Source organism: Corynebacterium sp. HMSC06C06, assembly GCF_001807295.1.
GTDB lineage: Bacteria > Actinomycetota > Actinomycetes > Mycobacteriales > Mycobacteriaceae > Corynebacterium > Corynebacterium striatum.
In genome coordinates this window covers 117882-140333 of sequence record NZ_KV788489.1, presented here as the reverse complement: position 1 = coordinate 140333, position 22452 = coordinate 117882, and the positions used below count along the sequence as shown (strand labels likewise).

Sequence of the window (22452 nt, the reverse complement as noted above, 5' to 3'; positions counted from 1 at the left end):
GGTTTATTTAAGAATACAGCGCGCATACCTGCACCGCGCCAACCATACGCACGGGATATAGGCAGGCACGGGAACTAGGCGTTGTGCTCCATGTAGTCTAACAACGCTTGCAGGCGGGGATCCTCTGAAACGAACGGGTCAGAAAACTCCTCCGTCATGGGCTCAGGGCGGTTGACCTTCAAGCGTGTCCAGTCCACAGTGACATTAGATCCCAGCCTGCGCGCCTCCGCCAGGAACTGCCCGCGCAACTTGGCGCGCGTGGTCTGCGGCGGGGTGTTGATGCACTTAGCAATTGCTTCGTCAGTGGTCCAACGCTCCACCATTCCGCGGCTTTCCAAGATGCTGAACAAACCGCGGCCCGGCCGGATGTCGTGATAGGTCAGGTCAATCTGTGCCAGCTTCGGGTGGCCCCACTCCCCGCCCAGGCGGTCGCGGTAACGGTCTAGCAGTCCGCGCTTAATAACCCAATCGATCTCGCGGTCAACGCCCGAGAAGTCCTGGGTCTCAATGGCATGCAATGTGCGCTCCCACAAGTCGACCACGCGCGCCATCTCAGCCGACGGGGTGCCTGCGTCTTCGCGCTCGTTAAGCCAGCGGCGGGCGGCGTCGCATAGCGCCTGCTGCACCTCCAACGCAGTGATTGTGGAACCATCAGCCAATGGCAGCGGCGTTCGCCCCGTCGTATCCCTGGCGATCTCGCGAATGTGGTGAATCGGATCAACAACCTCGAAGCGCGGAACGTCGAATCCGGCTTCGAGCATCTCCAGCATCAACAACGCAGAGCCGACCTTGAGCGCCAACGTCGGCTCGGACATGTTGGAATCGCCCACGATGACGTGCATGCGGCGAAAGCGCTTTGAGTCACCGTGCGGCTCGTCGCGGGTGTTGATGATGGGGCGCGAACGAGTGGTCGCGGAAGAAACGCCTTCCCACACCTGGTCGGCACGCTGCGAAAGCAGGAAGTGCGCTGGCTCCTCGCCTCGCGCGGGCTGAATCTTTCCCGCACCACAGATCAGCTGGCGGGTAATCATGAATGGAAGCAGGGCTACGCCCAAGTCCTTGAGCACCACGTGCCGGCTGATGAGGTAGTTCTCGTGGCAACCATAGGAATTGCCGGCCGAGTCAACGTTGTTCTTGAACAGGTACACCGCGCGGGGCTGTTGCTCCGCCGCGAGGGCTTCCTCAGCGCGGAGTGCTAAGTCATTGACCACGCGGTCGCCAGCGCGCTCATAGTTGATGAGCTGGGTGAGGCTATCGCACTCCGCGGTGGCCACCTCCGGGTGGGAACCCACATCGAGGTACAAGCGGGAGGCGTTGGGATGAAAGATATTCGAGGAGGAGTACTCGTCCACCACGGGACGGAAAAGGATGCGGGCGATCTCGTCCGGAGTCATTTTCCGTTGATCGCCGCTGGCACTCGAGGTGATTCCGTATTCGGTCTCAATTCCCATAATGCGGCGGGCATAGACCGGACCTATGGCGAGCTCCCCCACGATTACTCGCCGCCCTTTTGTACGTAGGCGCGCACGAATTCCTCGGCGTTGTTCTCTAGCAGTCCGTCGATCTCGTCAAGGAGATCGTCGGTGCCGGCGCTGTTGATGCTAACCTGGCCTGCGGCCAAGTCCTCAGGCGCGTCGCCGTCGTTTCCGCCGTTGCCAGCGTTGACCTGGGATTGGTTTCCACTCATAGCTCTACTTTCCTTTCTTAACCATGTTTAGAGTACTCGACGTTTACTCCCATGTGGCCGAGCTTGGCCAATAGCTCCTGGGAGTCTGCGGAGTCCGCAATGAGCTTCTCGACGTCGTTAGCGCCAAGCCCACGCGTATCGTCCAGCGCTACGGTTGCCGTGCCCGTCGGGGTGCGGAAAGACAGTGTCTGCCAGCTGGCCGCCAGCAGATCCTCGCTGTACTTCTGCGTGATGCTGCCGCGGAAGAAGGCGCGGGTGTCGCGAGGCGGATTATCCGCAGCGCGGGCGATGTCCTCATCGCTAACGAGCGTGCGCATGCGTCCCTTGCGCACGAGCGCGTGGTATAGCGACTTCGCTGGGTCGATGTCAGTGTACTGAAGATCGATGAGCGCGAGCTTCGGGTTCGCAGGATCCACGCCGCGGTCCATATAGCCCTTGATGAGCTGGTACTTGGCCACCCAGTCCAAGAGATGCGCTGCCGACATTGGGTCGGCAGACAGCAGGCCTGTCACCTCGTCCCAGGCTTCGAGCACGCGCTTGTCGACGTCCGTCACCGCAGCGACGCGCTCGCGGTAGACCGCGAGAATCTCGAGTGCTGTGAGTTCGCGGCCGTCTTTGAGCTGCAGCTTGTGGGTCAAGGTGAGGTCGTGGCTGACCTTAGATACCTCGGCCACGGCGTCGCGCAGCTGCAGATCGCTAAAGTCAACGCCGGCTTCGATGGCATCGAGGACCAAGGAGGTCATGCCCAGCTTCAAGAAGTTTGAGGTCTGCGACATGTTCGCGTCGCCGATGATGACGTGCAGGCGCCCGAAGTCCTCTGCCACGGCATGCGGCTCGTCACGAGTGTTGATGATGCCGCGGTTGAGCGTGGTCTCTAGCGAGATCTCCTGCTCGATGTAGTCGGCACGTTGGGAAATTTGGAAGCCGGCCTCCTCGCCGTCTTGTCCCCTGCCCACGCGTCCTGCACCAATGACTACCTGGCGGGCGACAAAGAAGGGAATGAGTCCCGCAGCGATGTCGCCAAAGTCGGTGCTGCGGCGATACTGGTAGTTCTCGTGGGAACCATAGGACGCGCCCTTGCCGTCCACGTTGTTCTTGTAGAACTTCAGCGGCGGGCACGGATCATGGTTGACGAGCACCGAAGTGCCCTGCTCCGTGAGCTCCGCGACGGACGCGGCGGCGCGGCGCAGGATGAGGTCACCGGCAGCGTCGTAAAGCATGGCGTCCCAAGCATTGGTGCACTCTGGCGAGGAATACTCGGGGTGCGCGTGATCGACGTAGAAGCGCGCGCCGTTAGCGGAGACCACGTTGGCAACACCAATGGCGTTGGGGTCCACGATGGGTACCGTCTGGTAGCGCTTGAGGTCGAAGCCCCGGGAATCTCGCAGCGGGTGCTCCTCGCGGAAATCCCAGCGCGAGCGGGCCCCTGTATGCAGCGCGGCATAAGCGACGACCGCGTGAGTCGAGGTGACAATAGGTGACATCTCCGGGTTAGTTGGCGTGGAGATGCCGTATTCAGTTTCAGTTCCTAAGACGCGTGCCATGAGGTGCTCCTAAAACCCATCAACTCAACGCGGGTGACCTCGGCGCCAGCCTCGGTTCCCGCGACAATTTTTGTCCACTCCTCCGGGCTTGCGGAGGTTGGGACGTACTCGGACTCCGCTTGCTCCGCGGCGATCGCTTGGCGCAAGTGATTCTCGGTGATGCCTTGGGCTGCGCGGGCATCCCCGGCCAGAGCCTCCTTGATGGCCAGCTTCTTCGCGCGGGCGATGATGTTTGCGATCATCGCGCCGGACACGAAGTCGCGGTAGTAGAGAATGCGCGGCTCATCGTTCAAGTAGTGCAAGCGCACGAATGGGCGCTCCGAGTACAGATCCTCTACCGCGGCGTCGATAAGAGCATCGACATCGCCCTGGTGCGGGACCTTTTCCCCCAAGTGGCGGGAGAAGATATCGCGTGCGCCCTGCTTGTTGGGGCGGTTCACACGAATCTTGATGTCGAGGCGGCCCGGGCGCATAATCGCGGGGTCAATGAGTTCCTCGCGGTTGGTGGCACCGATGACGATGACGTTGCCCAGCTTCTCGACGCCGTCGAGCTCCGTCAACAGCTGTGGGACCACGGTGGTCTCCATATCGGAGGACACGCCGGAGCCACGCGTGCGGAAGATGGACTCCATCTCGTCGAAAAAGACGATGACAGGACGCGCGGAGTCGAGAGCCGCCAGCTCGCGGGCGCGCTCGAAGATGAGGCGAATGCGGCGCTCGGTCTCGCCGACATACTTGTTGAGCAGCTCTGGGCCCTTGACGTTGAGGAAATAACTCGGGCCGGCGCTGCCCATCTTATTGGCAAGAGAATTGGCCACTGCCTTGGCGATCAGGGTCTTGCCACAGCCGGGAGGGCCGTATAGGAGCACGCCTTTGGGCGGCTCGAGGTCATACTGGCGGTAGAGATCCGGATGCAGGAAGGGCAGCTCCACGGAGTCGCGGATTTGGGAGATCTGCGCGTCGAGGCCACCGATGTCCTCGTAGGTGACGTCAGGAACTTCCTCCAGCGAGAGCTGCGCAACCTCGGTCTTTTCGATCTTCTCTAGTGCGACGCCGGACTTGGAGTCGATGAGGATGGTGTCGCCAGCGCGCAGGCCCTCGCGGAGACGGGTGGCGAGCAGAACGACCTGTTCCTCACCAGAGGAATTAGCCACGATGGCGCGAGAGTCATCGACTTTTTCCTGCACGGTGGCAAGGTTGCCGGTATCTGGATGCCCGCAGCCTTCGACGACCACGAAGCCGTCGCCAAGGCGCACCTGCTGGCCCACGCTGAGGCTGCCCGGCTCCAAGTTGGGCGAGATCTTCAGGCGCATGGGCCTGCCGTTGGTATAGACCTCGGCATCACGGCGGGAGTCGTGCTCGCGGCCTGAGTATCCGAGGAAGACGCCATAGGTCGAAGCAGGCTCGGAAAGGGCGTTGACTTCAGCGAGCATCTGCTGCAGCTTGTTGCGAGAGTCCTGCAACAAGGACGCGAGCTTGGTGTTGCGCTCGGCGAGTTGATCAATCTGCCGTTTAAGGTCGGCGGTGTGACTTGCGTCGTTCATAGCTACACACTAGCGCGTACGGCTCTCCGCAAGGTTAGGTACCCCTCATTCGTGAGGGGCACCCTGGTGTGCTGTGTGTGGCGTGCAGGGCTTGCGTGGCGTTACTTGCGAGCGCGGCGCTGCGGGCGCGGCGGGGTTACGCCGTCGGCAAGGCGGCGCGTCCAGATGAGGAATGCGGTGTGTGCGTTCATGCGGTGTTCTGGGCGGGTAGCCAAGCCCTCGACCTTCCACTCGCGCACGAGGGACTCCCAAGCCTTAGGCTCGGTAAAGCACTGCAGCTCGCGGATGCCCTCCATGACCTTCATCAGCTGTGGGACGGTGGCCACGTAGGTCATGAACACGCCGCCAGGAATCAGGATGTCGCGCACCTTTTCGAGGTGCTCCCATGGCTCGAGCATATCGAGGATGACGCGGTCAACTGGGCCGCCCAACTCGTCGACGGTGACATCGGCCAAGTCACCCAAGCGCGGCGACCACCACTCCGGCTGCTTACCGAAGTATTCCTTGACGTTGTCCACCGCGTACTCGAGATGATCGTCGCGAACCTCGTAGGAGAAGACGTGGCCCTCTGGGCCCACAGCACGCAGCAGAGTCATCGAAAGCGCGCCAGAACCCGCGCCTGCCTCCAGGACGCGGGCGCCCATGAAGATGTCGCCCTCCACCAGGATCTGAGCAGAGTCCTTGGGGTAAATGACGGCGGCGCCGCGCGGCATCGACAGCACGTGGTCCACCATGAGGTGGCGGAAGAGCAGGAAATCGCTGCCCAAAGTCGAGCGCACGACAGAGCCCTCGTCCATTCCGGCGATCTCGTCGTGGCGGATGATGCCCTTGTGCGAGTGGAATTCCCCGCCCTCTTCGAGCACCACGGTGTAGTGGCGGCGCTTAGCATCGGTCAGCTGGACGCGATCGCCATAGTGAAATGGTCCGGAGTAAGGCATCGTGGGGATTCCTATGCTTTCTGTGGAGTGGGTCTAGTTAACCTACCAAGTATGCCTCAATGGCCTCGCCCATCCATACTTGGTCGCGTTCGCCGACCATTTCGCGGGCCGAGTGCATCGAGAGCATGGGCACTCCGACGTCGACAGTGTCGATGCCAAGGCGCGTTGCGGTGATGGGGCCGATGGTGGAGCCACACGGGACGTCGTTGTTGCCCACGAAGCGTTGGAAAGGAACTCCTGCTCGCTCACACGCGCGTTCCCACAAGGAAACAGTGGTGGCGTCGGAGGCATAGCGCTGATTGCCGTTGATCTTGGTGACCGGCCCCTTGCCGATGATCGGATGGTGTGTCGGATCGTGCTTGCCTACATAGTTCGGGTGTACGGAGTGCGCGGCGTCGGCAGATACGCAGGAGGAGCGTGCGAACATCTGGTAGCGCTCCTCTTCGTTGGCGCCGAGTGCGCGGCCGGTACGGCCCAGCACGTCCGCCAGGATTGGGCCGGCAGCACCAAAGCGGGAGGAAGAGCCCACCTCCTCGTGGTCGAAGGCGGCCATAACGAGGACGTCGTTATGCGCAACCGCGCCCTTCTGTGCCGCGTTCTTCATGGCTACTAAGGAAGCATGGACCGAAGCCAGGTTGTCCATGCGGCCAGCTGCGATGAGTGGTTCACCGACGCCGAAGACGGCACCGCGCTGCGCGTCAGCGGTGATGAGATTAAAGGCCGAGATATCGTCTTTTTCCACACCGATCTTTTCCGCAACGACGCTCAAGACGGAGGCATCAGGAGTGCCAACGGAAAGCACTGGCTGCATGTTGTGCTGGCGGTCCGGCTTGAACTCGTCTTGACGGTAGAGGTGGATGGCCAAAGAAGGCAGACGCAGTATTGGGCCGGTGTTGACCAGGTGGTGCTCGCCATCCTTGGTGACTACCTGTCCCGCAACGGTGAGCTCGCGGTCGAACCACGTATGCAGGAGCGCGCCGCCGTAGATTTCCACCGCAACTTGCTGCCAGCCGGCGGAATCAAAGTCCGGGGTGGGTTTTAGGACCAAGCCTGGTGAGTCAGTGTGAGAGCCTACGATGCGGAAGGCCGAGTTCTTGTCCGCACCTTCGGGCACATACCAAGCCATTACTGCGCCACCGCGAATCATGACGTGTCCGCCAGGCGCCGCTGACCATTCGGCGGATTCATCTTGACGGACGAAGCCTTCCTCCTCTAATTGGCGCGCTACTTCGTGCGCTGCGTGATAGGAGGAAGGGCTTGCAGCAATAAAATCGAGGAACTCATCCGAAATACTCATACCCCCTACTTTGCCATGAATGCTTGGGCACTAGGCTAAAAGGACCATGGCTGATGCACTCACTCCCCGACCGCTGGCGCTTTCACCGTCACGGGCCTCTGACTATAAGCAATGCCCATTGCTCTACCGCTTCCGAGCAATTGACAAACTCCCCGAGCCGAAGACGCTGGCACAGGTGAAGGGAACGCTGGTTCACGCGGTTCTCGAAAACACCCACAAGCTTCCCCGTGAGCAGCGCGACTACCCCACTGCGGTGAAGGTGATTAAGCCGGAGTGGGAGAAAATGGTGGCGGCGGATTCGGAGCTTAAGGAGCTGGTGCCTGACGACGCCACTCTCGACTTCTTCGTCTCTGCCCGGGACCTGGTCAAGGGTTACTTCCAGATGGAAAATCCGCAGGGCTTCGACGCCCAAGAATGCGAGATGTACGTCGATACTGTCTTGCCCAACGGCGTACCGGTCCGCGGGTTTATCGACCGTGTTGATGTGGCGCCAACGGGCGAGGTGCGCGTTGTTGACTACAAGACGGGCAAGAAGCCGCTCCCCCGTTACAGCCAGGATGCCCAGTTCCAGATGCGTTTTTATGCGCTGGTCTATTGGCGCATCCTCGGGACCATTCCAGCCCAGCTGCGCCTGATGTACCTCAAGGTGCTGGACTCGATGTTCCTTGCACCAACTCGGGAGGAGCTGGAGTACTTCGAGCGCGACCTTGGCGATTTGTGGGCGAAAATCGAAGGTGACGGCAAAGAGGGCGTCTTCCGGCCAAAGACCTCGAAGCTGTGCGGCTGGTGCTCCTTCCAAAAGCTGTGCCCCGAGTTCGGCGGCACCCCTCCGGAGTACCCGGGCTGGCCCGGGTCCACGGCGGACGTTTCCTAGTTAACAGCTAGCAACTCATAAACAAAGGCTGCCGAGTACACATTGTTATCTTCGAGTACTCGGCAGCCTTTTTTTGATTTTCTGTCTTTAGAACAGACCAGAGATGGTTCCGTCGGTGTCAACGTCGATGTTGTTCGCGGCCGGCTTCTTAGGTAGACCCGGCATGGTCATGACGTCGCCGGTAAGGACGACGATGAATCCAGCGCCGGTGCGTGGCAGAAGCTCGCGCACATGCAGGGTGTGGTCTTCCGGTGCACCCAGCGCAGCCGGGTTGTCGGAGAAGGAATACTGCGTCTTAGAGATGACGACCGGGAATTCATTCCAGCCGTTGTCCTTGATGTACTGCAGGTCCTTCTTCGCCTTGGGGCCATACTCGATGTGGGTGGCACGGTAGATTTCCTTGGCGACGGTCTCGATGGACTTCTCGACGCCCTCTGCTGGGTCGTAGAGCTGGTGGGCTGCGCCGTCCTGCAGGTTGTCGATGAGCGTCTGAGCAAGTTCCTTTGCGCCTTCGCCGCCCTTGCCCCAGACGTCTGCCTCGGCGAGAGCAACACCGAAGTCCTCAGCCCACGTGCGCATGAACTCACGCTCGGCGTCGGTATCGGTGAAGAAGGAATTCAGAGCGACAACTGGGCGTAGGCCAAACTTCCGTAGGTTCTCTACGTGGCGCTCTAGGTTTACGATGCCCTTGCGCAGCGCATCCAGGTTTTCGGTGGTGAGGTCTTCACGAGCCTGGCCGCCGTTGTACTTCTGGGAGCGGATGGTTGCTACGACCACTGCACCGGCGACGTCGAGATCGCCAAAGCGAGCCTTGATGTCCATGAACTTCTCGCCACCAAGGTCTGCACCAAAGCCAGCTTCGGTGAGGACGATGTCGCCGAACTCCATAGCAGTCTGGGTAGCCAGCAAGGTGTTGCAGCCGTGGGCAATGTTGGCGAACGGGCCGCCGTGCACGAATGCTGGCGTGCCGCCCAGGGTCTGGACCAAGTTCGGGTTCAGGGCATCGCGCATAAGCGCGGTGAGTGCGCCTTCTGCGTTGAGCTCACGTGCGGTGACGGGCTTTTGATCGTAGGTGTAGCCGACGGTGATGTCACCGAGGCGCTTCTTCAAATCCTCGAGGTCCGTAGCCAAGCCCAGGATTGCCATGATTTCGGACGCTGCGGTGATGGTGAAACCAGTTTCTGCCGGGACTCCGTGGGCGGGTCCACCGAGTCCGGTGACGACGTTGCGCAGTGCACGGTCGTTGACGTCGAGGCAGCGCTGCCAGGTCACGCGTCGAGGATCGATGCGTAGTTGGTTGCCTTGATGGATGTGGTTATCGATGATTGCCGCAAGAGTGTTGGTGGCGGCGGCAATGGCGTGGAAGTCACCGGTGAAGTGCAGGTTGATGTCTTCCATTGGGACGATCTGAGAGTAACCGCCGCCAGCGGCACCACCCTTGATGCCCATGACTGGGCCTTGAGAAGGCTCCCGCAGAGCGACGATGGCCTTGTGGCCGAGGAGGGAGAGCGCATCGGTGAGGCCGATGAGCGTGGTGGACTTGCCTTCGCCGGCAGGAGTTGGCGAAACACCCGTTACCAAGACCAGCTTGCCCTTGGGCTTAGAGTGATCCAGCTTGGTGATGTCGACTTTGGCTTTGGTGTTGCCGTAAGGGATGAGAGCTTCTGCCGGGATGCCGGCGCGGTCTGCGATATCGGTGATGGGCTCGAGGTGGTGAGCCTGGGCGATTTCAACGTCTGTCAGGTGGGTAGTCATGGCTTTATGCTACCGAGAAAAAGCCGCTTGATCCGGCCAAATTCAAAGATTTGGGGGCCAAGCGGCTGGCTTTGAACCTACCTTTTGTGGTGGGTAATTCAGGTGCCTCAAGAAGCTAGGCGATAACTGCACCCAAAAGGTAGCTCAGCAGGACAGAGGCCACGATAGAAACCGTACCCGGGATGAGGAATGGGTGGTTGAAGACGGCCTTTCCGATGCGGGTAGAACCAGTATCGTCCATCTCGACCGCTGCAAGCAGAGTCGGGTAGGTCGGGAGAATGAACAGTGCGGAAACTGCAGGGAATGCTGCCAGTGCGGTAAGTGGGCTTGCGCCCAGAGCGAGAGCGGCTGGGAGCAGCGCCTTGGTGGTAGCTGCCTGGGAGTACAGGAGCGCTGCTGCGAAGAAGAGAACCACGGCGAGCATCCACGGAGCGGACTTGATGATGTCACCAGCCATTGCCTGGATGTCTTCGAGGTAGTGGTTGATGAGCGTGGTGCCGAGCCAAGCGACGCCCAGAACACACATCGAGGCAGACATGCCGGACTTGAACACTGGGGTGTTGAGAACGTCCGCGGCCGGAATCTTGGTGATCATCACGATGAGTGCAGCGGCGGTCAGCATGACCGTCATGATTGCCTCGTTACGTGGCAGGGTCGGGTCGGTGATGAGGCCAACCTGCTCAGAGGTCAGGGTTGCCCAGATCATGACGATGACGATGGCGGCGAGGAAGATACCGATGGAGGCCTTAGCGCCCTTCTGGACAGTATGGCCGGACTCCCCCTTCGGCTTCGATACGAGGCCTTGTGCCAGGCGCTCCTGGTAAACCGGATCGTCGTCGAGTTCCTTACCGGCGTGGTTGGCAAGCCAAGCAGCCGGGAAGATGCTCAGGAAGGTAGCTGGAATCAATACTGCGAGAAGCTGCAGGTAACCAATGCCTACTGGCTCGAGGAGCGAGGCCAACAGGACGACTGCTGCGGAAATCGGGGATGCACAAATTGCCATCTGTGAGGCAACGACTGCGATGGACAGCGGCCGGGAAGGACGAACCTTGCCTTCCTTTGCGACCTCGACGATAACCGGAAGAGTAGAGAACGCAGTGTGGCCGGTACCAGCCAGTACGGTCATCAACCAGGTAACGATTGGTGCGTAGTAGGTAATGCGGCGAGGGTTCTTACGCAGGAAGCGCTCTGCGACATAAACCAGGTAATCCATGCCGCCAGCGCGCTGCATCGCCGCGATGGCAGCGATAACGGTCATGATGATGCCGATGACATCGAATGGGATGTCATCGCGGGTAACGGGGATACCGGTAAGGCCAAGGGCCAGCACGCCGAGGCCGCCGGCCATACCGATACCGATTGAGCCGATGCGGGCGCCCAAGTAAATTGCCGCAAGGACAATGAGGATATGGACTATAACCATGAGAGTCTCCACAGGTTTGAAATGAATGGCTTCCTCAGCCCAAATTCATGAGGGAGCCATGCTCTGTCCCTCATATTGTCCCCCAAACAATGTGGCTTTTGTTAGCCAAATCGCCCGTTTGTGTTTGTTCCCACATATTTAATTCTCTATATTACGGTTGGTTAATTGAAATTCACCAAACCCCCTGGATATACAAAAGCCCGGTTCGAACGAAGCTTTCCGTCCTCGCGTCACCCTGCCCTTTTAAGGGGGTGCCACGAGTCGAAAACTAGTCCGAAACGGGCTTTTGAAACTCTTATCTCTTAAGGCCGCGCAGATTCCCACACGGCCTTAAAGTGGGAATTAATCCTCGTCGACGTAGAGCTGGCCGCGGAACTCTGGGTGCATAAGGTTCTCTACGGACAGGACCTTCGACAGGGTTGCCTCGTCCATGAGACCCTTCTCCAGGACCAGCTCCTTGACGCCCTTGCCAGTCTTCAGGGACTCCTTGGCGATTACGTCACCGTTGTGGTGGCCGATGAACGGGTTGAGGTAAGTGACGATACCGATGGAGTTCTCGACGTATGCGCGGCAGACATCTGCATTTGCGGTGATGCCAGTGACGCACTTCTCGCGGAGTGTATCAACGGCGTTGCCCATGATGCGGATGGACTGGAACAGTGCCTCTCCGATTACCGGCTCCATGACGTTGAGCTGGAGCTGGCCGGCTTCAGCGGCCATGGTGACGACGTGGTCGTTACCGAAGACCTTGAAGCAGACCTGGTTGACAACCTCTGGGATAACCGGGTTGACCTTACCCGGCATGATGGAGGAACCAGCCTGGCGAGGAGGCAGGTTGATTTCACCCAGACCAGCGCGTGGGCCAGAGGCCAGCAGGCGCAGGTCATTACAGATCTTGGCGAGCTTCATGGCGGTGCGCTTGATCACGGAGTGCAGAAGCACGTAAGCGCCACAGTCGGAGGTTGCCTCGATTAGGTCGCGAGCGGTCTTGATCTCGAGGCCGGTGACCTCGGACAGGGCGGCGGTGACCTGGTGGCGGTAGCCGGCTGGGGTGTTTACGCCGGTACCAATTGCGGTTGCGCCGAGGTTGATTTCCAGCAGACGCTTCTGAGCGTCACGCAGGACAGCTTGCTCTTCGGCCAGGTTGTGGGCGAAGGCCTTGAACTCGTCACCAAGGGTCATTGGGACTGCGTCCTGCAGCTGGGTACGGCCCATCTTCAGAATGTCCTGGAACTCGTTGCCCTTCTCGTGGAAGGATGCCTGCAGCGCGTCGATGCGCTCAATGAGGGCATCAAGCGAGAAATACAGGCCGAGGCGGAAACCGGTTGGGTATGCGTCATTGGTGGACTGCGACATGTTGACATCATCGTTCGGGTTGATGATGTCGTAAGCACCCTTTTCCTCGCCGAGGTACTCGAGAGCGAGGTTTGCCACAACCTCGTTGGTGTTCATGTTCAGTGAGGTGCCAGCGCCGCCCTGGAATACGTCCAGTGGGAACTGGTCCATGCAGCGGCCCTCATCCAGAATTTGGTCACAAGCCCAAATGATGGCTTCTGCCTTCTTCTTTGGCAGAACGTGCAGACGGCGGTTTGCCATCGCGGTAGCCTTCTTTACCATCACCATGCCGCGGATAAAGTCCGGGATGGTGTTGATGGTTACGTACGAGATCTGGAAGTTGTCGATTGCACGAAGGGTGTGGACACCGTAGTACGCATCATTCGGAATTTCCATGGAGCCGAGAAGGTCGGTCTCGGTACGAGTCTTCTTCGAAGACTTCGTTGCCTTAGCAGCATCCTTTGCTTCAGAGGCGGATGGCTTTACACCTTCCTCCTTGGCGTCAATCTCTACATCCTTCTTAGTGGTCTTAGCCATTTGGCGGGACTCCTTAGTAGGTTAATGCTCGCTATTTATTCACGAACATTTTGAACGATGAAAGGGTGAGTAAACTCAACGCCCATCGTAGCCAGCCCCGCCGTATGGGTGCCCGATCTATGGGATAAATCTAATAATTACCCCTAAAAGCGGGCGATACGGAGATCGGAAGCCAAAATGGCTTCGGCGCCCAGCGCAGATAGCTTGTCCATGATGTGGTTTGCCTCCTTGCGTGGGACCATTGCGCGGACCGCTACCCAGTTCTCGCGAGCTAGCGGAGATACGGTCGGGCCGGTGAGTCCTGGCGTAACTGCGGATGCGGCATCGAGATCATCCGTCGAAACGTTGTAGTCAATCATCAAGTAGTTACGTGCGTGCAAAATACCTTGGATGCGGCTGAGTACTACTTGCTCGGCAGGCGTGACTTCCTGTCCCTCGCGCTTAATCACCACTGCTTCAGAGGTGATAATTGGCTCGCCAAATGGCTCGAGCCCCTGCTGTCGCAAGGTGGTGCCTGTCGAGACAACGTCAGCGATCGCATCGGCGACGCCTAGGTGAATGGAGATCTCTACCGCGCCGTCGAGGCGAATGACCTCGGCCTCAATGCCGCGAGTCTTTAAGTCGTCACGAACCAAGTTCGGGTACGAGGTAGCAATGCGCTTTCCAGCGAGCTTCTCAACCGTCCAGTTTTCGCCTTGGCGGGAGGCATAGCGGAAGGTCGAAGTTCCAAAGCCCAAGTCGAGGACCTCGTTGAACTTAGCCTTGGAGTCTCGGGCAAGGTCGCGGCCAGTGATGCCAAGGTCTAATACACCTTGTGCGACGTAAATAGCGATGTCTTTGGGGCGGAGGAAGAAAAACTCAACGTCGTTCGCCTCGTCGACGATGTTAAGGGCTTTGTTATGGCCGCGGCCTTTGTAGCCTGCTTCGGCCAGAATCTCTACTGCTGCCTCTGACAGTGAACCCTTATTAGGGACGGCAATCTTGATCATGATGGAACCTTCGCAATAAGCCGCATCACTCTTGCTGCGTTAGCAATCAGAGAGCGGTGGGAGTCTTAAGTTAATGGGATGACGTTACGGGAAACGCGTTTACAGATACTTGTAAATGTTTTCTGGCTTCAGACCGCGCTTGAGCATCATGACCTGAGTCCAGTAGATGAGCTGAGACATTTCTTCAGCGAGTTCTTCGTCCGACTGATATTCGGAAGCAATCCAGACTTCGCCAGCTTCCTCGATGATCTTCTTGCCAAGATGATGGACGCCCTTGTCGAATGCTTCTACGGTGCCGGAACCCTCTTGGTGGGCGGCAACCTTCTCGGACAGTTCAGCAAAAAGCGACTCAAAATTCTTCACGGTTGCCTATTCTTCCACAGATACGCATACAATGTCGCGATTGGTGTTTAAAGAATCTCTTCTGGAGCTAGCACTACCCTATTTGTGAGGGCTTGACCTACCTGCATCAACGGCGTACTTATGTGGCGTCTAGCTTCGAATCTGCGCAAACCACGCATAAATGTCAGCGGCGCCCACGCCGTGCAAGTGGCGAGAATTATGCAGGGAGGATATTTCCACAACCTCTTCTGGGACCTCCACGCGATTGTCTTCCGGGAGACCAATGACCGTGCACCCCGCGCCAACTGCGGCGCGCATACCTGCGGCCGAATCCTCGAAGACCAAACAGTCACGCGGGTCCAAATCCAATCGACGGGCCGCTTCGACATACATGTCCGCGGCCGGTTTGCCTGTGGGTACTTCGTCGCCACAGATCGTGTCCACGAAGAAGTGCTCGCCCAACTCAGCGATAGCGGAGCCAGCCACATAGCGTTCCGTATTGGTGGTGACCATCATCGGAATCCCGTCGGCGTGGAGCTCGCGCAACAGCTCCGGCACACCAGGGAAGATTTTGAGATTGCCGTGGAAGAGGCCTTTTACATAGTCGAACATCGCCATGCGGTAACGCTCGACTTCATGTGGGGCAACCTCTACCCCAGCCAAGCCTGCGCAGATATCTAGCGTCGTCTCAAAAGTGGCACCGACTGTGGCCAAGCGCTCCTCGTGCGTCATTTCGTGGCCCAAAAGGCTCGACAGATAAAGCGTCGCCTCCGCCCACAATGGCTCGGAATTGGTCAGCGTTCCGTCCATGTCCCAAAAGATGGCAGCGGGACGGATAGCGTGGTTAGGAGGGTTCATAAAGAGTGAATGTGTCCTAGAAATCGAGCTCTGGAAGTTGAGAAAGGACATCGTCGTCAGCGCCCGTGGCGGCGGACGCGTTGTAGATCAGTTCAGTGAGCTCTTCCTTCTCCTCCGGCTCCAAGATAGCGTCAGCATTCTTGCGGTTGAAGGCGCCGAGTTCCTCGACGGAGCGGTTGATCACAGCCGTCAAAGTCGGGCCATCAGGATCGTCCGGCAATGCATCGAGGTCGTCGAAAAGCTTCTCCACAATGGTGCGCAGCTCCGGCAACGCTGCTGCATCGAAAGGCGCTTCCCAGAATTCCTTCTCGTCCTCTTTGAGGTAGCTGCCGGTGGCAAAAGACTCTAGGTTGCTGATGAACTCATCAATGTTGGGCTGAAAATCTACGCGAATGCTCATGCAGTGAATTCTGCCTTAAGTTCCCTAGGCCCGCACGCCAAGCAGCGAATCAAGTGCGGTGCGGATGAGCTCCCCAGCCTCGTCGTTGTTCGCGCCGCGATCTGCAGATGCCCACGCGTCAACGGCCGCAAGTACAGCTGGGGTGTCCAAGTCGTTGGCCAGTGCCCTGCGGATTGCGTCCACGAGCTCCTGCGCAACTTCGAGAGAACCCGGGTTCTGCAGCGCATCGCGCCATACTCCGAGGCGCTCATTTGCCTGTTCTAGGACCTCATCGGACCAGTCGCGTTCAGCACGGTAGTGGCCTGCGAAGACACCGAGACGGATCGCGGAAGGATCAACGCCTGCTTCCACCAACTTGTGAACGAAAACCAGGTTGCCCAGCGACTTCGACATCTTGACGCCGTCGAGGCCAATCATGCCGGTGTGGACATAAACCTGGGCCATGCGCTCTACCCCAAGGGCCGCTTCAGCATGGGCTGCGGAGAACTCATGGTGCGGGAACTTCAGGTCGCTACCGCCACCTTGGATATCAAAAGAAGCGCCTAGGCGGTTGGTCGCAATAGCAGAGCACTCGATGTGCCAACCAGGACGGCCCGGGCCAAAGGGAGAATCCCAGGCAGGCTCGCCTTCGCGGTGCGCGCGCCAAACCAATGCATCCAACGGGTTGCGCTTGCCGGGGCGATCGGGATCACCGCCGCGTGCGGCAAAGAATTCCGCCATCTCGGCTGCGGTGTAGTTGGACTCGTAGCCAAAGTTCTTAGTGGCGTCGATCGAGGCATAAACGTCGGGGAACTCAGGATCATCGACCACGTAAGCCGCGCCGGCGTCGATAAGCTTGCTCACCATCTCAGTGACTTCATCGATGGCTTCCATTGCGCCCACGTAATCCTGCGGCGGCAAAACGGAAAGAAGCTCCATGTCGGAGCGGAACAAATTGATCTGCGAGGTCCCCAGTTCACGCCAGTCCACTCCGTCGCGCTCAGCGCGCTCGAACAGTGGGTCATCAACGTCGGTGATGTTCTGGACGTAGTGCACCTGGTAGCCGTTATCCAGCAGCTGGCGGTAAGCCAAGTCGAACGTCAGGTAGGTCGCTGCGTGGCCCAAGTGCGTCGAATCGTAGGGGGTGATGCCACAGACGTACATGGTGGCAGTTTCGCCGCTGACCTCTACCTTGCGGATGGTTTCATCCGCAGAATCGTAAAGATGCAGTGCGTGAGGTTTCCCGGGAACAGTATCAACGCGGGGTGTGGGCCAAGAATGCATGCGGTCTATCGTAGCCCCGCACCCGCACCTAATGCACGTTCAGATGCATTAGGCATGAAGTAAATCCTCCTAAGGCTGCAGGACGCCGAGCGCCAGCAGAATCATCACCAGAATGCCCACTGGGATGCGGTACGCAGCGAACCACTCGAAGGAGTGGTTGCCCACGAACTTCAGTAACCAGGCAATGGAAGCATAGCCAATGGCGAAGGCGATGAGCGTGCCCACCAACAACTGCGCGCCAGTGGCGGACTGGCCGACGGAGGGGCCAAAGGCGTCGCCAAGCGAGAAAAGCCCCGAGGCCAGCACAGCAGGAATAGCGAGCAGGAAGCTAAAGCGCGTGGCGACCTCACGGTCCAAGCCCAAGAAAAGGCCGCCCGAAATGGTACCGCCGGAGCGCGAGACACCTGGGATGAGCGCAAGGCACTGGCATAGGCCCATGACCACGGCATCTTTCATCGTAAGCTCGTCGAAACCGCGCTCCTTCTTGCCCACCCGTTCGGCCGCGATGAACACGAAGGAGAAGATGATGAGCATGGCGGCGGTAATCCACAGGTTGCGGAGGTTATCGCGAATCAGGTCTTTACCAACAACGCCCAAGATGCCGATCGGAATGGAGCCGACGATGACCATCCACCCCATCCGATAGTCCTGGCCCCGCTGCTCCTTGTTGAAAAGTCCGCGGAACCAGCCGGTGATAATTTGCCAAATCATGCCGGCAAAGTAGACCAAGACGGCTGCTTCAGTACCCAGCTGAATGACTGCGGTAAAGGAAGCACCTGCATCCTCGCCCCAGAAGAGCTCTGAGATGATGCGAAGGTGCCCGGAGGAGCTCACGGGTAGAAACTCCGTGAGGCCTTGGACGATGGATAGGACAATGACCTGGATCCAGGACATTGCGTCTGTTGCTGCTGCGGTATTCACTCGGGAGAGCATACATACCGCGGCACACTTCGGGATTTACCCACGCTGGCTGCTACGATAAACAATCGTGAAAGCACAGGCCAAGACAAAGAAATTGATGCCTCTAGCGCTGGCCATTAGCACTCTCGCGTTGAGTGCATGTCAGCCGGAAACGGGAGTCGGAGGAGATCCTGACTCGGCTCTGAAGGCAAACGCTACCCCGGCGCCGAGTTCCTCGTCTGCCGGCAAACCCGCTGGCAAGCTCGCCCAAGTTGATGCGGATGTCGTTGACTTGGCCGCTCATGGCGATACCATTGCAGCGCGGACCAAGGCAGAACTTTTGGTTGGCTCCCAGAAGGACTTCCTAGGCGGTTCCCCGAAGAAGGTCGCCATCGATGAGAAGTGCGGCGACCTTAGCTCTTCCGAGCAAGGCTTTGTCCTCGCGTGCGGCGACAAGGTCTTGCTGATTGACCCCGCCAAGCCGGAAGCGCCTGAAGAGGTCGCCATGGAAGAAGAAACTCCGGTCACCGTGGCCACGCAGCTTTCCTCGGGCGAGCTCTTCGTCGGTTCCCACGAGTCCAACGCCGTGGGCATTTACGTCGATGGCAAGCGCGACCGCGAGATCAAGGTCGAGGAAGGCTCAGATCAGCTGTTGGCCGTTCCGAATCTCGACGGCACCGATAACGTGGTTCGAATTCTGCGCGCTGACTCCACGATTCAGTCCATCGACTGGGAGAAAGATCGTGCGGGCGGCCGTTTGCGTGCGGGTCAAGGCATCGGCCAGATTGCGGTTGGTGAGGGCGCGATTGTCCTCGGCTCCGACACCTCCGGCAAGCGCCTGGCGGTCTATACCGCGGACGACGTAATCCGCCTCCACCAGTACGGCAACGTCGACGGCACCCCTTGGGCCGTGGCCTGGGACCCTGCTCGCAAGCTGGCATGGGTGACCACCACCGATACCGGGAAGGCACATGCGTTCTCGATCGAATCCGGAGTGCCGATGGCTAAAGGTAGCGTAGACACTGTCGCTGATGCGCAAAACATCGCCGTGCTTGACGACGCCACCCTCGTCACCGCCTCAGCCACAGGTGACGGCATCCAATTCATTTCCGATCCTGACGTGAAGTAGGACCCCAAAATGCAACAAACACGTGTCCATAAGGCCCGCAAAGCGGCGTATCAGCTTGCCCTGAAGGGCATGTTCAAACTTTCGCCAGAGCGTATCCACCTCATCATGATCGGTGCCGTCAGCGGTCTGCAGAAAGCGCCCTTCTTGCACCGTGGTCTGCACAAGATTGTACCGGTAAATGATCCGGTCCTCTCGCAGGAAGTATTTGGAGTTACCTTCCCGCGCCCGCTGGGTTTGGCAGCTGGCTTCGATAAGAATGCAACCGCGGCGGATACCTGGAGCGGCGTGGGCTTCGGCTACGCGGAGCTAGGCACCGTGACTGCGAAGGCACAGCCTGGTAACCCATCCCCTCGCCTGTTCCGTTTGAAGGCAGACCGAGGCATTCTCAACCGCATGGGCTTTAACAACGAGGGTGCCGCTGCGGCGGCACGGCACCTACGTGCTCGAAAGACCTCTGACGTCATTGGTATCAACATAGGCAAGACCAAGGTGACTCCGGCTGAAGAAGCCGTAGCGGACTACCGCCAGTCTGCTTCCGTTCTTGGCGACTTGGCCGACTACCTCGTGGTCAACGTTTCTTCGCCGAACACCCCGGGCCTGCGTGACCTTCAAGCGGTCGAGTCCCTGCGTCCGATCATGGCTGCGGTTCAGGAATCCACCTCTTCCCCCGTTCTGGTCAAGATTGCCCCGGACCTTTCTGATGAGGACGTTGACGCCGTGGCAGACATGGCCGTTGAGCTTGGCTTGGCGGGCATCGTGGCAACCAACACCACCATCTCCCGTGAGGGGCTCAAGACCCCAGCCGATAAAGTTGCCGCGATGGGCGCTGGTGGCGTCTCCGGCCCTCCTGTGGCAGCTCGTTCCCTGGAAGTTCTAAATCGACTGCACGAGCGCGTCGGCGATAAATTGGTGCTTGTTTCTGTAGGCGGAATTGAGACCCCTGAACAGGCCTGGCAACGCATCGCAGCGGGTGCTTCCCTCCTACAGGGCTACACCGGACTCATCTACGGTGGCCCGGACTGGATCCGGGACATCCACCGTGGAATCGCGCAGCAGATTCATGCGCACGGCTTGCGCAACATCTCTGAGGCAGTCGGCTCTGGGCTGCCTTGGAAGAGCTAAGCCCCAAAAATAAAAGCGTCCCTGCCTCGATTCCTTTAGCTGAGGCAGGGACGCTATTCTTGCCGCTACTGCTGTGGTGGGACCTTGGTCATGGCGGTGCGCCTAATGATGAAGGCACACAGCAATGCGCCGACAAAGTAAGCGAATACGAGCGGCTGGCCAGTGACCATAAGCGGCTCGGTGGGCATGAAGCGGCCCGCCACGATGGCGATGAGCGCGATAACCAGGGCGATGAGCTGGGTGCGGCTGCCCTTCTGGTCTTTGCGAACCGTGCTGAATGCGCCGACCAAGATCGCAGCGAAAACAATGAACACCACGTTCCACGTCCACTCGAAGGGGACGCCGAATCCGTCGTTGACGATGGCGAGAACCCCCAGCAACACGAGCACGAAGGCCAGTGCTGAAAAGGCACCGCCAACACGCCATGCCAAAGGAATTGTCACGCCCTCGGCGTTATCCTTGGCAGGCTCGCCTGCGGGTCGATTGTTTCCGGCGGTTCCTTCGATGGGTGAATGCTTGTGGCTCATAGAAAGAAATACTAAGTGGTCTCGTACCAACCCCAGGTAATGGCACGGCCAATTGCGTGGAAGTTTAGGTTAAAGCCCAGCACAGTTGGGGTGGACTCTGGGTCGATGTCAAGTTTCTCGACGTCCACCGCATGAACCACGTAGAGGTAACGGTGCGGTGCATGTCCGGCCGGCGGGTTGGGGCCGTAGTAGGTCTTTTTGCCCGAGTCGCCGCGCAGGCTGACGACGCCCTCGATGCCAAGGTCTTCAGCCGAACCAGCGCCGGTAGGAAGCTCGGTGATGTGGGCCGGAATGTTAAATGCAGCCCAGTGCCAGAAGCCTGAGGCAGTTGGGGCATCAGGGTCGAAGCACGTAACGGCGTAGGACTTGGTGCCTTCTGGTGCTCCACTCCACGCAAGCTGCGGGGAGATATCCTCCGGTGCGCGGAATCGCGCTTCGATTTCTTCGCCCTGGGTGATATCGGTCGAGGTCAACGTGAAGGATGGCAGGTCCTTGAGCGGCGCATATGGATCTGGGCCAGGGAAACGGGAGTCATTTGTGTATGAAGTCATAATCCAGTTGTACCTGAGGTCACACCTTGCTGTCGATGGGGCGGGCATCACCCTCCGGAGACTATGGGAGACTCCGGCCAGTGTCATGCTTACATTGATGTGTTTTCATCTTTGATTAAGAGTCATAAGAAGTACATTTTTTACCCTTTGTCCAGCCGATTTGTTTATGTGCGGCGTTTCGCGCTACAGTATTCGAGTGCCCAGCCGAGAGGCTGAAAAACACCCAGCCCGGGTGGCGGAATGGCAGACGCGCTAGCTTGAGGTGCTAGTGTCCTATTAACGGACGTGGGGGTTCAAGTCCCCCCTCGGGCACAATTGTGAAGTCTCGCGACATCGTTCCTACGGTGTCGCGACACTTTTCGTTTTGCCACTTAGCCCCTGGTCGATCTGCGTAACTGACGAGGAAGCCGCGTCCAGGGCAGAACCGGTGGGCTTCGTTGTCAGTTGTGCACGTTTCAGCTTCTGCCGTCGGGCCTCGGCGCGATGTGCAGGGCCTTGCGTCGTGTTTGTGGCAGGTGCCGGCTCCGCGGCGTCCTGCTTTGCCCGCTGGATCTGCATAACTGCCAACGAGAGCCTCTGTGAACGCAAAACTGACGCTTTCGTTGTCAACTACGCACATCGCACCGCCACAGCGCATCACTGCACCGGGCGGCCGCCACAAAGAAAGCGCCCATCCCCAAGCTTGGGAACAGGCGCTGAATTTTGCTGGTGCTGGCGGCCCTCCGGCCTCAATGTTGCTTTATACGGTCCCAGGCTCCGCGGCATCAGGATTGAGCGCCGCTACCTTCGGCTCCTTGGTCGCCTTGAAACGGTCCAAGACGTACTTCACCACGATCGGGAGAACAGACAAGCTAATAATCAGCAGCATGATCTTCTCGATAGAATCTGCGATGCCCGGAATGTTGCCCAAGAACACACCGACCAGATTCATGGAGACCACCCAGGCAATTGCGCCAGAGACGTTCCAGCCCACGAAGTTCTTGTACGGCATTTCCGCAGTACCGGCAGCAACTGGGATAAAGGTGCGTACAATCGGCACAAAGCGGCCCAAGATCAAAGCTACTGGGCCGTGCTTCTCAAAGAACTCCTCCGCCGACTGCAAGTGCTCGGTCTTAAGAACCTTCGCGTCGTCCTTGAAGAGTCGACGGCCGAATCGGTGTCCCAGGTAGTAACCCACTTGGTCACCCAAAATGGCCGCAACAATTCCTACAGCAAGCAGTGTCCAAATATTGACATCGAGCTGCTCGCGCAGGATAGCTGCGGTAACCAGCAGTGAGTCGCCCGGTAGGAACGGGAATAGCACGCCGGACTCAATAAACACGACGATGCCAATGCCGGCAATAACCCAAGGGCCAAAGGCTTCCAAAAGGGTTTCGGCGTCCATATAGGACAAGAGATTGGAAATTGTGTCCACTCGATTCTCCAAAAAATAAGGCG

21 protein-coding genes and 1 tRNA gene are annotated in these 22452 nt (G+C 58.9%); 4 read left to right on the top strand and 18 right to left on the bottom strand.

What is annotated here, in order from left to right:
• Positions 1–74: 74 nt before the first annotated feature.
• The 6 genes from pafA to HMPREF3153_RS05730 form a co-directional block, all read right to left on the bottom strand.
• Complete coding sequence (gene pafA, locus HMPREF3153_RS05755) at positions 75–1451, bottom strand: Pup--protein ligase (protein ID WP_070420315.1); 1377 nt, start codon at positions 1449–1451, stop codon at positions 75–77.
• A 44-nt stretch (positions 1452–1495) separates the two neighbouring features.
• On the bottom strand, positions 1496–1687 hold the full coding sequence (locus HMPREF3153_RS05750) for a ubiquitin-like protein Pup (RefSeq protein ID WP_046645986.1): 192 nt from the start codon (positions 1685–1687) through the stop codon (positions 1496–1498).
• Positions 1688–1704: 17 nt separating this feature from the next.
• Complete coding sequence (gene dop, locus HMPREF3153_RS05745) at positions 1705–3231, bottom strand: depupylase/deamidase Dop (protein WP_070420284.1); 1527 nt, start codon at positions 3229–3231, stop codon at positions 1705–1707.
• Entirely contained in the window at positions 3216–4775 is a 1560-nt protein-coding gene (arc, locus tag HMPREF3153_RS05740; RefSeq protein ID WP_046645984.1) for a proteasome ATPase, read from the bottom strand. Before arc ends, dop begins: the two co-directional genes overlap by 16 nt.
• Before the next feature lie 101 nt (positions 4776–4876).
• The gene (locus tag HMPREF3153_RS05735) at positions 4877–5713 is read right to left on the bottom strand and encodes a tRNA (adenine-N1)-methyltransferase (protein WP_005531513.1); all 837 of its coding nucleotides are present in this window, start codon (positions 5711–5713) and stop codon (positions 4877–4879) included.
• A 37-nt stretch (positions 5714–5750) separates the two neighbouring features.
• Positions 5751–7010, bottom strand: coding sequence for a M18 family aminopeptidase (locus HMPREF3153_RS05730; protein ID WP_070420283.1), 1260 nt, complete (start codon positions 7008–7010; stop codon positions 5751–5753).
• 46 nt (positions 7011–7056) lie between these two features.
• Here HMPREF3153_RS05730 and HMPREF3153_RS05725 point away from each other — a divergent pair, with 46 nt between their 5' ends.
• Entirely contained in the window at positions 7057–7884 is an 828-nt protein-coding gene (locus HMPREF3153_RS05725; RefSeq protein ID WP_070420282.1) for a RecB family exonuclease, read from the top strand.
• Between the two features lie 87 nt (positions 7885–7971).
• On the opposite strand, the gene HMPREF3153_RS05720 is transcribed toward HMPREF3153_RS05725, so the two are convergent.
• The 9 genes from HMPREF3153_RS05720 to HMPREF3153_RS05680 all read right to left on the bottom strand — a co-directional run bounded on the left by HMPREF3153_RS05720 (position 7972) and on the right by HMPREF3153_RS05680 (position 17680).
• On the bottom strand, positions 7972–9639 hold the full coding sequence (locus HMPREF3153_RS05720; protein ID WP_070420281.1) for a formate--tetrahydrofolate ligase: 1668 nt from the start codon (positions 9637–9639) through the stop codon (positions 7972–7974).
• Between the two features lie 115 nt (positions 9640–9754).
• Positions 9755–11062, bottom strand: coding sequence for an anaerobic C4-dicarboxylate transporter (locus tag HMPREF3153_RS05715; protein ID WP_070420280.1), 1308 nt, complete (start codon positions 11060–11062; stop codon positions 9755–9757).
• A 342-nt stretch (positions 11063–11404) separates the two neighbouring features.
• On the bottom strand, positions 11405–12934 hold the full coding sequence (aspA, locus tag HMPREF3153_RS05710; RefSeq protein WP_070420279.1) for an aspartate ammonia-lyase: 1530 nt from the start codon (positions 12932–12934) through the stop codon (positions 11405–11407).
• 143 nt (positions 12935–13077) lie between these two features.
• Positions 13078–13923 (bottom strand): ATP phosphoribosyltransferase, encoded by an 846-nt coding sequence (hisG, locus tag HMPREF3153_RS05705; protein ID WP_070420278.1) that lies wholly within the window; start codon positions 13921–13923, stop codon positions 13078–13080.
• 99 nt (positions 13924–14022) lie between these two features.
• Complete coding sequence (locus HMPREF3153_RS05700; protein ID WP_070420277.1) at positions 14023–14286, bottom strand: phosphoribosyl-ATP diphosphatase; 264 nt, start codon at positions 14284–14286, stop codon at positions 14023–14025.
• A 129-nt stretch (positions 14287–14415) separates the two neighbouring features.
• Positions 14416–15123 (bottom strand): HAD family hydrolase, encoded by a 708-nt coding sequence (locus HMPREF3153_RS05695; RefSeq protein WP_070420276.1) that lies wholly within the window; start codon positions 15121–15123, stop codon positions 14416–14418.
• Positions 15124–15139: 16 nt separating this feature from the next.
• Positions 15140–15523, bottom strand: a complete 384-nt coding sequence (locus HMPREF3153_RS05690) for a hypothetical protein (RefSeq protein WP_046645976.1) — start codon at positions 15521–15523, stop codon at positions 15140–15142.
• Positions 15524–15547: 24 nt separating this feature from the next.
• The gene (mshC, locus tag HMPREF3153_RS05685; RefSeq protein ID WP_070420275.1) at positions 15548–16786 is read right to left on the bottom strand and encodes a cysteine--1-D-myo-inosityl 2-amino-2-deoxy-alpha-D-glucopyranoside ligase; all 1239 of its coding nucleotides are present in this window, start codon (positions 16784–16786) and stop codon (positions 15548–15550) included.
• 69 nt (positions 16787–16855) lie between these two features.
• Positions 16856–17680, bottom strand: a complete 825-nt coding sequence (locus tag HMPREF3153_RS05680) for an undecaprenyl-diphosphate phosphatase (RefSeq protein ID WP_210385557.1) — start codon at positions 17678–17680, stop codon at positions 16856–16858.
• A 94-nt stretch (positions 17681–17774) separates the two neighbouring features.
• Between HMPREF3153_RS05680 and HMPREF3153_RS05675 the strand changes: the two genes are divergently transcribed.
• Entirely contained in the window at positions 17775–18815 is a 1041-nt protein-coding gene (locus HMPREF3153_RS05675) for a hypothetical protein (RefSeq protein WP_070420273.1), read from the top strand.
• 9 nt (positions 18816–18824) lie between these two features.
• Positions 18825–19937 (top strand): quinone-dependent dihydroorotate dehydrogenase, encoded by a 1113-nt coding sequence (locus tag HMPREF3153_RS05670; RefSeq protein ID WP_070420272.1) that lies wholly within the window; start codon positions 18825–18827, stop codon positions 19935–19937.
• A gap of 65 nt (positions 19938–20002) precedes the next feature.
• Here the strand turns inward: HMPREF3153_RS05670 and HMPREF3153_RS05665 are convergent, their stop codons facing one another.
• On the bottom strand, positions 20003–20464 hold the full coding sequence (locus HMPREF3153_RS05665) for a hypothetical protein (protein ID WP_246817172.1): 462 nt from the start codon (positions 20462–20464) through the stop codon (positions 20003–20005).
• A gap of 11 nt (positions 20465–20475) precedes the next feature.
• On the bottom strand, positions 20476–21015 hold the full coding sequence (locus tag HMPREF3153_RS05660; protein WP_005531543.1) for a YbhB/YbcL family Raf kinase inhibitor-like protein: 540 nt from the start codon (positions 21013–21015) through the stop codon (positions 20476–20478).
• Between the two features lie 226 nt (positions 21016–21241).
• On the opposite strand from HMPREF3153_RS05660, the gene HMPREF3153_RS05655 reads away from it, so the two are divergent.
• Positions 21242–21327, top strand: a tRNA-Leu gene (locus HMPREF3153_RS05655).
• A gap of 427 nt (positions 21328–21754) precedes the next feature.
• Here the strand turns inward: HMPREF3153_RS05655 and HMPREF3153_RS05645 are convergent.
• A complete protein-coding gene (locus HMPREF3153_RS05645) occupies positions 21755–22429 on the bottom strand; it encodes a DedA family protein (protein ID WP_246817171.1) in 675 nt (224 codons plus the stop codon).
• Between the last annotated feature and the right edge of the window lie 23 nt (positions 22430–22452).

Bases quoted from the DNA above. Each gene is read 5' to 3' on its own strand.
- HMPREF3153_RS05720 (WP_070420281.1), bottom strand. From the start codon at position 9,639: ATGACTACCCACCTGACAGACGTTGAAATCGCCCAGGCTCACCACCTC.
- HMPREF3153_RS05680 (WP_210385557.1), bottom strand. From the start codon at position 17,680: ATGTCCTGGATCCAGGTCATTGTCCTATCCATCGTCCAAGGCCTCACG.
- HMPREF3153_RS05665 (WP_246817172.1), bottom strand. From the start codon at position 20,464: ATGAGCCACAAGCATTCACCCATCGAAGGAACCGCCGGAAACAATCGA.
- HMPREF3153_RS05725 (WP_070420282.1), top strand. From the start codon at position 7,057: ATGGCTGATGCACTCACTCCCCGACCGCTGGCGCTTTCACCGTCACGG.
- HMPREF3153_RS05750 (WP_046645986.1), bottom strand. From the start codon at position 1,687: ATGAGTGGAAACCAATCCCAGGTCAACGCTGGCAACGGCGGAAACGAC.
- HMPREF3153_RS05670 (WP_070420272.1), top strand. From the start codon at position 18,825: ATGCAACAAACACGTGTCCATAAGGCCCGCAAAGCGGCGTATCAGCTT.
- HMPREF3153_RS05690 (WP_046645976.1), bottom strand. From the start codon at position 15,523: ATGAGCATTCGCGTAGATTTTCAGCCCAACATTGATGAGTTCATCAGC.
- HMPREF3153_RS05730 (WP_070420283.1), bottom strand. From the start codon at position 7,010: ATGAGTATTTCGGATGAGTTCCTCGATTTTATTGCTGCAAGCCCTTCC.
- arc (WP_046645984.1), bottom strand. From the start codon at position 4,775: ATGAACGACGCAAGTCACACCGCCGACCTTAAACGGCAGATTGATCAA.
- HMPREF3153_RS05735 (WP_005531513.1), bottom strand. From the start codon at position 5,713: ATGCCTTACTCCGGACCATTTCACTATGGCGATCGCGTCCAGCTGACC.
- hisG (WP_070420278.1), bottom strand. From the start codon at position 13,923: ATGATCAAGATTGCCGTCCCTAATAAGGGTTCACTGTCAGAGGCAGCA.
- HMPREF3153_RS05695 (WP_070420276.1), bottom strand. From the start codon at position 15,123: ATGAACCCTCCTAACCACGCTATCCGTCCCGCTGCCATCTTTTGGGAC.
- aspA (WP_070420279.1), bottom strand. From the start codon at position 12,934: ATGGCTAAGACCACTAAGAAGGATGTAGAGATTGACGCCAAGGAGGAA.
- HMPREF3153_RS05715 (WP_070420280.1), bottom strand. From the start codon at position 11,062: ATGGTTATAGTCCATATCCTCATTGTCCTTGCGGCAATTTACTTGGGC.
- mshC (WP_070420275.1), bottom strand. From the start codon at position 16,786: ATGCATTCTTGGCCCACACCCCGCGTTGATACTGTTCCCGGGAAACCT.
- HMPREF3153_RS05660 (WP_005531543.1), bottom strand. From the start codon at position 21,015: ATGACTTCATACACAAATGACTCCCGTTTCCCTGGCCCAGATCCATAT.
- dop (WP_070420284.1), bottom strand. From the start codon at position 3,231: ATGGCACGCGTCTTAGGAACTGAAACTGAATACGGCATCTCCACGCCA.
- pafA (WP_070420315.1), bottom strand. From the start codon at position 1,451: ATGGGAATTGAGACCGAATACGGAATCACCTCGAGTGCCAGCGGCGAT.